Source organism: Novosphingobium aquae, from assembly GCF_037572715.1.
Lineage (GTDB): Bacteria > Pseudomonadota > Alphaproteobacteria > Sphingomonadales > Sphingomonadaceae > Novosphingobium > Novosphingobium aquae.
This window is the reverse complement of the sequence record NZ_JBBHJY010000002.1, coordinates 426,098-435,272: the sequence shown is the minus strand read 5'-3', so window position 1 is coordinate 435,272 and position 9,175 is coordinate 426,098. Positions and strand designations below refer to the sequence as shown.

At 57.1% G+C, this 9,175-nt stretch carries 8 protein-coding genes; 4 read left to right on the top strand and 4 right to left on the bottom strand.

The window, feature by feature from the left end; all coding sequences use genetic code 11:
• Nucleotides 1–252: 252 nt before the first annotated feature.
• The 3 genes from WG900_RS07420 to fcl are packed head-to-tail and all read left to right on the top strand — an operon-like array spanning nucleotide 253 to nucleotide 3,096.
• Entirely contained in the window at nucleotides 253–1,002 is a 750-nt protein-coding gene (locus WG900_RS07420; protein WP_339965977.1) for a glycosyltransferase family 2 protein, read from the top strand.
• A 7-nt stretch (nucleotides 1,003–1,009) separates the two neighbouring features.
• Complete coding sequence (gene gmd, locus WG900_RS07415) at nucleotides 1,010–2,125, top strand: GDP-mannose 4,6-dehydratase (protein WP_339965976.1); 1,116 nt, start codon at nucleotides 1,010–1,012, stop codon at nucleotides 2,123–2,125.
• Nucleotides 2,126–2,130: 5 nt separating this feature from the next.
• A complete protein-coding gene (gene fcl, locus WG900_RS07410) occupies nucleotides 2,131–3,096 on the top strand; it encodes a GDP-L-fucose synthase (protein WP_339965974.1) in 966 nt (321 codons plus the stop codon).
• Nucleotides 3,097–3,154: 58 nt separating this feature from the next.
• On the opposite strand, the gene nusG is transcribed toward fcl, so the two are convergent.
• From nusG to WG900_RS07395, 3 genes are all read right to left on the bottom strand, one after another.
• Nucleotides 3,155–3,661, bottom strand: a complete 507-nt coding sequence (gene nusG / locus WG900_RS07405; RefSeq protein ID WP_339965972.1) for a transcription termination/antitermination protein NusG — start codon at nucleotides 3,659–3,661, stop codon at nucleotides 3,155–3,157.
• A gap of 398 nt (nucleotides 3,662–4,059) precedes the next feature.
• Nucleotides 4,060–5,163, bottom strand: a complete 1,104-nt coding sequence (locus WG900_RS07400; RefSeq protein WP_339965970.1) for a glycosyltransferase — start codon at nucleotides 5,161–5,163, stop codon at nucleotides 4,060–4,062.
• A 138-nt stretch (nucleotides 5,164–5,301) separates the two neighbouring features.
• Nucleotides 5,302–6,447, bottom strand: coding sequence for a glycosyltransferase (locus WG900_RS07395; protein ID WP_339965969.1), 1,146 nt, complete (start codon nucleotides 6,445–6,447; stop codon nucleotides 5,302–5,304).
• On the opposite strand from WG900_RS07395, the gene WG900_RS07390 reads away from it, so the two are divergent.
• Nucleotides 6,423–7,964, top strand: a complete 1,542-nt coding sequence (locus tag WG900_RS07390; RefSeq protein ID WP_339965967.1) for a lipopolysaccharide biosynthesis protein — start codon at nucleotides 6,423–6,425, stop codon at nucleotides 7,962–7,964. The genes WG900_RS07395 and WG900_RS07390 overlap by 25 nt on opposite strands.
• Here WG900_RS07390 and WG900_RS07385 read toward each other — a convergent pair.
• The gene (locus WG900_RS07385) at nucleotides 7,961–9,148 is read right to left on the bottom strand and encodes a CDP-alcohol phosphatidyltransferase family protein (protein ID WP_339965966.1); all 1,188 of its coding nucleotides are present in this window, start codon (nucleotides 9,146–9,148) and stop codon (nucleotides 7,961–7,963) included. The genes WG900_RS07390 and WG900_RS07385 overlap by 4 nt on opposite strands.
• Between the last annotated feature and the right edge of the window lie 27 nt (nucleotides 9,149–9,175).

Here is a 9,175-nt window from a genome sequence, read left to right as displayed (position 1 = left end):
CTTTGCCTATACCAGCGTGGGACGATAAGCCGCCGTTCTACCTATCGTGCGCGCATCTTTTTTCGTTCGCCGCGACTGCTACTCGGTCTCCCTTGTACATGCGGCCTTAGACGCCTGAATATGAGGAAATGATTTTTATTGAATTGGTGATCTGGCCGGGCCGTAAATTTACATATATGCGTCTATCACGTTCTTGATTCGATTGAGTTATGAATGAAGCGATGTAGTCGTCGCTTTAGGGGTTAGGTTCGCATGAAGGTCTCAATCGTTACGGCAGTGTTTAATCGTGCACAGACGATCGAACAGGCTATCGAGAGCGTCACTCGGCAAACCTATCCCGACATCGAGCACATTCTGGTCGATGGCGCTTCCAGCGACGGGACTCTCGATGCGATCCGTCGGCAGATGAAGCCTGGAATGAAAATTGTCAGCGAGCCTGACGAAGGCATCTATTATGCCCTGAACAAGGGGATGCAGATGGCAACTGGCGAAGTCATCGGCATAGTCCATTCAGATGATTTTCTGGCGCATGACCAGGTCATTGAAAGAGTTGCGCTAGCCTTTTCCAATCCGCACATCGACGCTGTCTTTGGCGATCTTGATTATGTCAAAGCTGACGATACCGATTACGTCGTCCGACATTGGGAAGCTGGTGTGTTCGAACCAAAGAAGTTGAAGCGTGGTTGGATGCCCCCTCATCCGGCGCTTTTCCTGCGGCGGAATGTCATAGATATACTCGGCGATTACGACACCTTTTACGAGATTGCAGCTGACTACGAAGCCGTCTTGCGCTGGTTTGGAAAAGGCGGGATAAGGTCCGCGTATATCCCCGAGGTACTGGTTAAGATGCGCGTTGGCGGGGCAAGCAATGGCTCGATCAAACGCATCATGAGGAAGAGCTGGGAAGACTTTCATGCGCTGAGGCGCCACGGTGTCGGTCGTTGCAGAACGCTTGCCATGAAGAATCTTAGAAAGGTCAAGCAGTTCGTCATTACGAACTGAACCGTTTATGACGAAACGTGCACTTATTACAGGAATCACCGGCCAGGACGGATCCTATCTAGCTGAATTGCTGCTTGAAAAGGGCTATGAGGTTCATGGCATCAAGCGCCGTGCCTCGTCTTTCAATACGCAGCGAGTCGACCATCTGTACGCCGATCCGCATGATGAGGCGGCTCGTTTCGTGCTTCATTACGGAGATCTAACAGATTCCTCCAGTTTGACACGCATTGTGAGTGAGGTTCAGCCGGACGAAGTCTATAATCTCGGCGCGCAAAGTCATGTAGCCGTAAGCTTTGAGGCGCCCGAATTCACTGCCGATGTGGACGCGCTGGGAGCATTGCGGATGCTTGAAGCCATTCGCTTCCTTGGCCTTGAAAAGAAAACGAGATTTTACCAGGCATCGACTTCTGAACTTTATGGGCTCGTCCGTGAGTCTCCGCAAAGCGAGACAACTCCGTTTCATCCACGTTCACCCTATGGGGTCGCCAAGCTCTATGCGTATTGGATCACGGTAAACTACCGTGAGGCGTACGGTCTCTATGCCTGCAATGGCATCCTGTTCAATCATGAAAGCCCGCGGCGCGGGGAGACATTTGTTACGCGCAAAATCACGCGCGCATTGGCCAATATCAGCCAGGGTCTCCAGACCTGCCTCTATCTCGGCAACCTCGACGCCTTGCGCGACTGGGGGCATGCGAAGGATTATGTCCGGATGCAGTGGCTTATGCTGCAGCAGGACCAGCCGGACGACTTTGTGATTGCATCGGGAGAGCAGCACTCAGTCCGCGATTTTGTGCGCTGGTCGGCCGAAGAATTGGGAATTGAAATCCGGTTTGAAGGCACAGGCACTGAAGAATGCGCAGTCGTCGAGGCAATCAATTCGAATGAGTGCCCTGGCTTGAAAAAGGGAGATGTCATCGTCCGGGTCGATCCTCGCTATTTCAGGCCAGCGGAAGTGAACGAGCTCAAGGGCGATGCGACAAAGGCACGCCAGCTACTCGGTTGGGAGCCTGAGATCTCCGTTCGAGACATGTGCCGAGAAATGGTATACGTCGACCTGGAACTCGCGCGATGCCAGGCGCTTCTCAACAAAAATGGCTATGACGTGTCGTTTAATCGCTAATCGCCATGTTGCCTGACCGAATATATGTGGCAGGCCACCGCGGCATGGTCGGGTCAGCAGTCGTGCGTAAACTTGCGGCGCTCGGGACCGACCCGCTCGTCGCCGAGCGAGGCGAACTGGATCTGACAAATCAGGCCGATGTTCGCCGTTTCATGCAAGATGCACGCCCCGATGCAGTGATCCTTGCGGCCGCAAAGGTTGGCGGAATCCAAGCTAACAACGAGTTTCCCGCTTCGTTCATCCATGAAAACCTCGCCATCCAATGCAACATCATTCATGAGGCCTATTGCGCCGGCGTTAGGCGGCTGCTGTTTCTCGGATCGTCCTGCATCTATCCGAGAAATGCGCCCCAGCCGATGTCAGAAGATGCCCTGCTGACGGGACTGCTCGAGCCTACCAATGAGCCATATGCGATTGCGAAGATCGCCGGCATCAAGATGTGCGAAAGCTATAATCGGCAGTATGGCACGGATTACCGCAGCATCATGCCGACCAACCTTTACGGGCAGGGCGACAATTTCGATACGGAATCGTCTCATGTTTTGCCGGCTTTGATGCGCCGCTTTCACGAAGCTACGCAAACGGGCCGGGACGAGGTCGTTATTTGGGGGAGCGGCAAGCCAAAGCGGGAATTCCTCCACGTCGACGATATGGCGCGCGCTTCGCTTTTCATATTGGGTGTGGAGGCGAATATCTTACAAGCTCACACGCGGCCCATGTTAAGCCACATTAACGTCGGCTGCGGCAGCGACGTCAGCATCGCCGAACTTGCCACGTTGATAGCCAGGATCACAGGTTTCACAGGCGAAATTAGCTTTGACACAAGTCGTCCTGACGGAACGCCTCGTAAGCTCCTTGATGTCTCCAAGCTGTCGGCAATGGGTTGGCACCCCCAGACCACTCTAGAGGAAGGGGTCAGGCAAACCTACGAGTGGTATTGCGCCAACCAGCATGACTTGCGCGGCGCATAGGAACCCCCGGTTTTTGGGCCCTGACATGACAAATAATCTACGCAGCCCTTGATGTCGTTCACGCGCCCAGGACAGATGCCCTCGAGACACTTACCTTGGTGCTTTCCGAGAGAAGCTGCATCAGGATCGTGACCCGCTCACCTGGTGGGGCGCACTCGATTGTGCCGCACAGGTCTGCAAAGGGACCGGACATGATGCGGACTTTGTCACCTGCCTTGAATTGTTCATCGAAACGAACGACCGCGTCGACGTCGGCGAGGGTTCGCAGTTGCTCGATAAAACCCAGGGGAAGGGGAGTAGGGGCGGGCGATCCGCGACTCCCTAATGCAACAAGCCGGGCAACGCCGATCGTTCCATTCACGGAGCGCCACTGTTCACGCTCTATATCCAGTTCGACGAAAAGGTAATTCGGGAAATAGGCTTCTATGACGGGCAGAACCTTTTTGCCGATACGGCGCGAGCGGCGCTGGCGCGGACAAAAAGTCGAAAAGCCCTGATTTTGAAGCTGCTGCTCGGCTAGCTTTTCCTTTCTTGGTTGGGACTGGACCGCATACCAACGCTTCATTGCCAAACTTTCTGATCAGGTGCAGCCATCTAGGCGAGACGAGGTTTCGATCCCAGAACCAATTTGGAGCCAGAGACAGATAATCTGATTGTCTCAAGCGTTGAGAGTTCGGCTGCCCCTGAAAGTATCAAGGTGCAAGGGGCGATGGAGCTAACGATCGACTCGAAACGGGTAGCATCTCACTAGCCAAGCGCGCAAAGCTGAAATGGATCCAGTCCGCGAACTCCCATACTGACCCGCAGCATTTGGCGCTGCTCATCGAGGCCGGACTGATGACAGCATCCGACGACGTGCCAAATTACCCGATTTTACCGCTTGCATCCAAAAGGGCGTCCACAGATGCCATTGCTCGCCATGATTGCTAAACCCCGTTCTTGCTGTTCGTTTATCTGCAACGGTCATCGGCCTCGAGCCGGCGAGAAATTCGCAAGGTGCTCTAATCGTTGATTTAGAAAACCTTCGATATTCTCAGCGCGTGCATCCCAGGTGCACGCACGAGCCTGTTCCAGTGCGCCGCATGCAATTTGGCTGGAAAGCGCAGTGTCATTAAATAATAGCTGCAAGGCGGCGACGCTCGCTTCTGGTTTGACTGGGGGAACAAGATAGGCGTTTGTGCAGTGGGAGAGAAGTTCTGCGGTATCAGGTGAAACCGGCGCCAGAATCGGACGTCCTGCAGCAAGGTAGTCGAACAGCTTGATGGGCAGGACACAGTTTCCGAACACGTTCAGCGGTTCCAGGGACGGTGGAATTACCAGAACATCGGCTGCAGCAAGCCAAACTGGCAGCTGAGCCCTGGTTTGCCATGGCACGACCCAAACATTGACATGATTGCTCGCCGCTTTCTCGACCGGACCTTCTCCCTCGGAGCCAATGATTAGGAACAGAACTTCGGGCATGAGGGCCGCCAGCGCGAGAACCTGATCCAGTCCCTTACTAGCATTTACCCTGCCGGCATACGCGACAATCTTCTGTGCGGGAGGAAGGCTCAGCCTCGCTCGCGCTTGCGCCTTGTCAGGCCTGCTCTCCCGCACATCGTCCACGCCGTTGTGCGCCACGAGAAGCTGATCTGGACTTATTCCAACTCGTAAATATGAGCCGGCAGCATATCGGGAGTGAACGATGAAGCCCAAGCAGTGCGGCGATCTCGCTGTTCTCCGGACAAGCGGCGCTATGACTGGATAGACGTCGGGCCATGGTTTGTAATGGTCAGTCACGAAGGGAATAGGCGACATACTGCCAAGCCCGATCATTGCCGGGATGCGCGAATAGAATATATCGAACTTCTTAGGCGGAAGGGCCCTGACACATTGACGCAACCACAGCGCGGTTCGAAAAAGTGCGTCGCCCTCCCAGCGGCTGTTCAGTTGCTGGACGAGAAAATCACCATCGATGCCGAAGTACTCTTTCAACTGAGTAGTCGTAACCTCAGGATCGTCTCGCCCCCGAGGGAGAAGAAGGGTAATTTCGTGCCCGCGCCGCGACAGCGCGGCGACCGTCGACATGGTCTGCAAACGGCAAGCTTTCCGGTCTGGCCGGGCCCAGAGAACAGGATAAAGGATTTGCATTGGCCGCATCATCAAGATCTCTGTACGTCTGACTCGCGGCGGCCCACGCCAAAGTCAATCAAGCCCGGTGCAAGGTCAATGCGCTTTTGTGTCTAACCGGATTTTGTTCGCTCTTCCGCAGGTAAGATCATCGTAATACGATTCGAGTTTCGCCATCTGCCGCGAAAAATCGAACTTCTCGCTCGCAACTTGCCGTGCTGCCAGCCCCATCCGAGTCCCGAGGTCGCGGCTGTCAAGCAGGTCGCCGATCCTGCTGGCGAGCTGCCCGGCATCGTTCTCGCCCACAACGAAGCCAGTTCTTTGATCAATGAGCGCTTCTCCGATCCCGCCGTGATCGGTGGCAACAACCGGCAAACCCGTTGCCATGGCCTCTACCACGACATTCGGTAGCCCCTCGCTGTCGCCGTCGCGAGCGGCTCGGCTCGGGGCGGCGAGCAAAGTTGCGCGCTGCATTAACTCGATGACGGCTTCCTGCGGCAACGCACCGTAAAAGCGGACTCGATCGACTATTCCGAGTCTGCCGGCCAGGTGCTCCAGTCCCTTGCGCAAGGGGCCGTCGCCGACAATCTCCAGACACGCGCCGTGCCGGTCCCCAAGAGTTGCGAGAGCTTGCATCAAAAGGGCAGTGCCCTTCTTTTCGACCAGTCTGGCAACGTGCAGGATCGTCGCATGGTCACGCTCTCCTGACGGCCGGAATCGGTCGAGATCGACTCCGTTGTAATGCGTGACTGTTCGATCTGCCGGAAAGCCGCATTCTATCGCTTTGCGACGCAGCGCATCCGAGACGGCCAGGAACAGGTCTCCCCGGTCAATCAGGCGGCGCTGAAAAAGCGCGTAGAACATCCAAGAAAGCCGCCCGGATCCGAACAGCGCGCGCCGCGACCGATAGATGTCATAGCCGCGCAGGCTGGTGATCAGAGGCACTTGCAGCTTACGGGCCAGCGTCAGGGCGCGAAGGCCGTCGGTGGCGAAGTGCGCATGTATCAGTCGTGCCTGAAAGGGCAGGAGGTCGACCGCCGACGGATTGATCCGCAATCTCCCATCCAAGGTGGTCGGAATGTTGCCGATAAGCTTCCTGCCGACAATCAGGGGCTGGTAGCGCTGCAAGCCCTCAGCTTGGGCGCGCACGAAGGTTTCCGACCTATTGAAAACGGGTCCACGATAGATGATGACGAGAGGCCGCTGGTCGGATTGAAATGGTTCTGGCAGGAGCAGCGGCATGGACTCATGGTAGAGAGCAAATGTCCGCTGATTCAAGCGAGATGACCAAAAGCTCCGATGATCCCGGGCACGCTATTACCCAGGGCGCGAAAGCAAATGCGGCGGGACTGCTTCTGCGGCTCGCGGCGAGGGCCGCTTTCCTGTTCATGGCGGCGAGACTGTTCGGCCCGCGGGCCTATGGCAACTTCGTGCTTTCGGTTGCTGTAATCGAGCTATGCGTGAGCGTTGGCAGCCTAGGGGTGAAGAAGACCCTGTTCCCCCTTCTCGACCGAGCCGAAGTGGACGGAAAGCGGCCTCTTGTCCACGTCGTGATCGATGCCGCAGTGATGATCGGCATCGCCTCGGTCGCACTCGCGGCGATGATCTCCGCACTTGGGTTCCTGTTGGCGCCGCCCGATGTTGCAGTCGCCCTCGCCCTGATTGCGCCGATGATCGCCTGTCAAGCCCTGATCGATCTTGCCGTGGCGGCGGTGCGTTGGCGAGGCAGGGTGCGATACGAGATCATCGGCCGCTCGGTGCTTGAACCCTGGATTCTCGCAAGTTGTGCAACCGGGGCGGTCCTCGCGGGCCTTGAAAGCAGCGGCTTGGCGATCGGGTACTGGTGCGGAACCCTCTCCGCGCTCGCCTATGCATGCTGGGGTATCGCCCGGGAGTTTCCCAAGCCCTTATCGCGGTCCTACAGCTTCGATTATCGCGGCGCAAAACAGTTGCTGGCGATGGCCCCCGGCAACAGTTCCAATGACCTGCTCAATGCGCTCTATTACAGGATCGACATTTACATAGTGGGCATAGTGCTGGGTCCCGTGCCTACCGGTATCTATGGACTTGCGCGGCAACTTACGACGCCAATCCGGCAAGTTCGGCAAAGTTTCGACAGCCTGCTTGTACCGGGCATTGCACGGATCATCGATCAGTGCGGCGTCCCGCAGACCACCTTAGCATTGTCTTCGTCCATCCGGCAGATCCTTGCTTTGCAGCTCCCCATGCTGGTCGCCGCACTGGCTATCGGACAGCCGCTGCTCCAGCTGCTTGGTCCCGGCTTCGAGGCTGGTTACCACGTCCTGATCATCCTTTGTGCCGCGGAAATACTGCAGTCGGCAATGGGTCTTGGCGACCTGGTGTTTGTTTACCGAAAGCCCGGGCTGGGACTTGCCATCACCCTGGTGAGCGTTGCGACCAGTGCCGTTTTGGCGATTTTCCTGATGCCGCGCTTCGGGATTACCGGGGCGGCCCTTGCTTCGTTCGCTGCTTATTGCGTTCGGTCGGTTCTGCGGGTTGCCGCACTGCGTTGGCAATTCAGACTGACCCTGCCGCTAGCCTCGGTCGCGGTGCCATCGGTTGCGGCAGGGCTGGCGATCGTGCCGGCCCTGCTAATCGCGTCTCCGCTTATGGCTCTCGGGGCCGCTCTGCTTGTCTATGCTATCGTGCTCAAGGCAGGCCTGGCGGCAACAGGGCAAACGCTACAACTCGCGGGCTTCGATCGGGAATACCTCAGCCGACTGGACAGTCCCACCTAGGAACTTTCAGCTCTGGCCGGGCCTGCGACCGAAGCCTTAGCAGCGATCCCTGAGCCGCGATCGGATTCCGCGATAATTCGCCGTTTGTGAAAGATCAGCGCATAGGCGCCGATGCCGAGGCCAAAGGCGACAAGCAGTCCGAGGGTTTCCCGGTACCCTGTGAACGTCGCGAGCATCAGCAACATTGCAACCATGTCGCGCCTGACGATCGGAAACAGGGCATTGGCCATGCGCAGGGTTGTCGGACAGTCGGGCCGGCCGGCCGCCTTGTTCACCCAGATGCTGAAATGGGTGAGCAACATGGCTTCGCCTTCAGGGCCGTACTGCTTTACCAGTCGCGCCACTCCGGCGTTCACTAGCAGCAATCCCGCAGCAATAGCGGCCAGCGCATACAATTCAAGCAGGCCGACATCTGACCGAAGCCAGCCGATGACCAGGCCGCCAAGGCAGATTGCGTGAGTGAAATAGTCGATCGATGAATCGATCCAGGCGCCCTTTTCGGATTCGCTGAAGTTAACGCGCGCCATCTCCCCATCGACCCCGTCGAACATCGAGGCGAATTGATAAAGAAACCCCGCAATCGCCAGAGATATCGGATCGGGCTGGGCGGCATACCAGGCCGATGCGATGCCAATCAGGAGACAAATGACGCTCGCGTGGTTCGGGCTCAGGTTCAGCCAAAGGAAAAGCCGTGTGAACTGGCGGCTGATCGGCCTGTTGATATGTCTGGAAATCGGCCCGTCGCTGGGTTTGCCGGTTCGAGAAAGAAGAATGCTGCGCGCGCGGGCAGCCGCCTCTGGAGTTCTTGTGTTGAGCAAGAGTCCAGCCGGTACCGGGACCGCTGGCAATATGTCGGGACAGCCGGTGCTCAGCCAGCTGGCGACAACCGGAGCCGGCCCCCAAACCACGCTGGCCGATCCGTCGAACAGTTTGCAGATGTCCTTTGTTTCCGGGAGCCTTGCAGCAAAGCCCGGCTCGAGCAGGACGCCATCGGGAACCGCCAAAGCCCAGCGGGGGCTGGCATCCAGCGTATCGAGTGCTGCGCCAGACGGAAGAAAGTCCAGACCTTCCCGAGATGCGAGCCTCCGATTCCGTTCGGCCGTATCAATAGTGAAAATCCTGGACTGCTCTGGCGGGATGGCAATAACCAGATGGCCTGCATCGAGACCGGCTTCCGAATGCAACTTGCTATACATGCAAGACAATTTGAC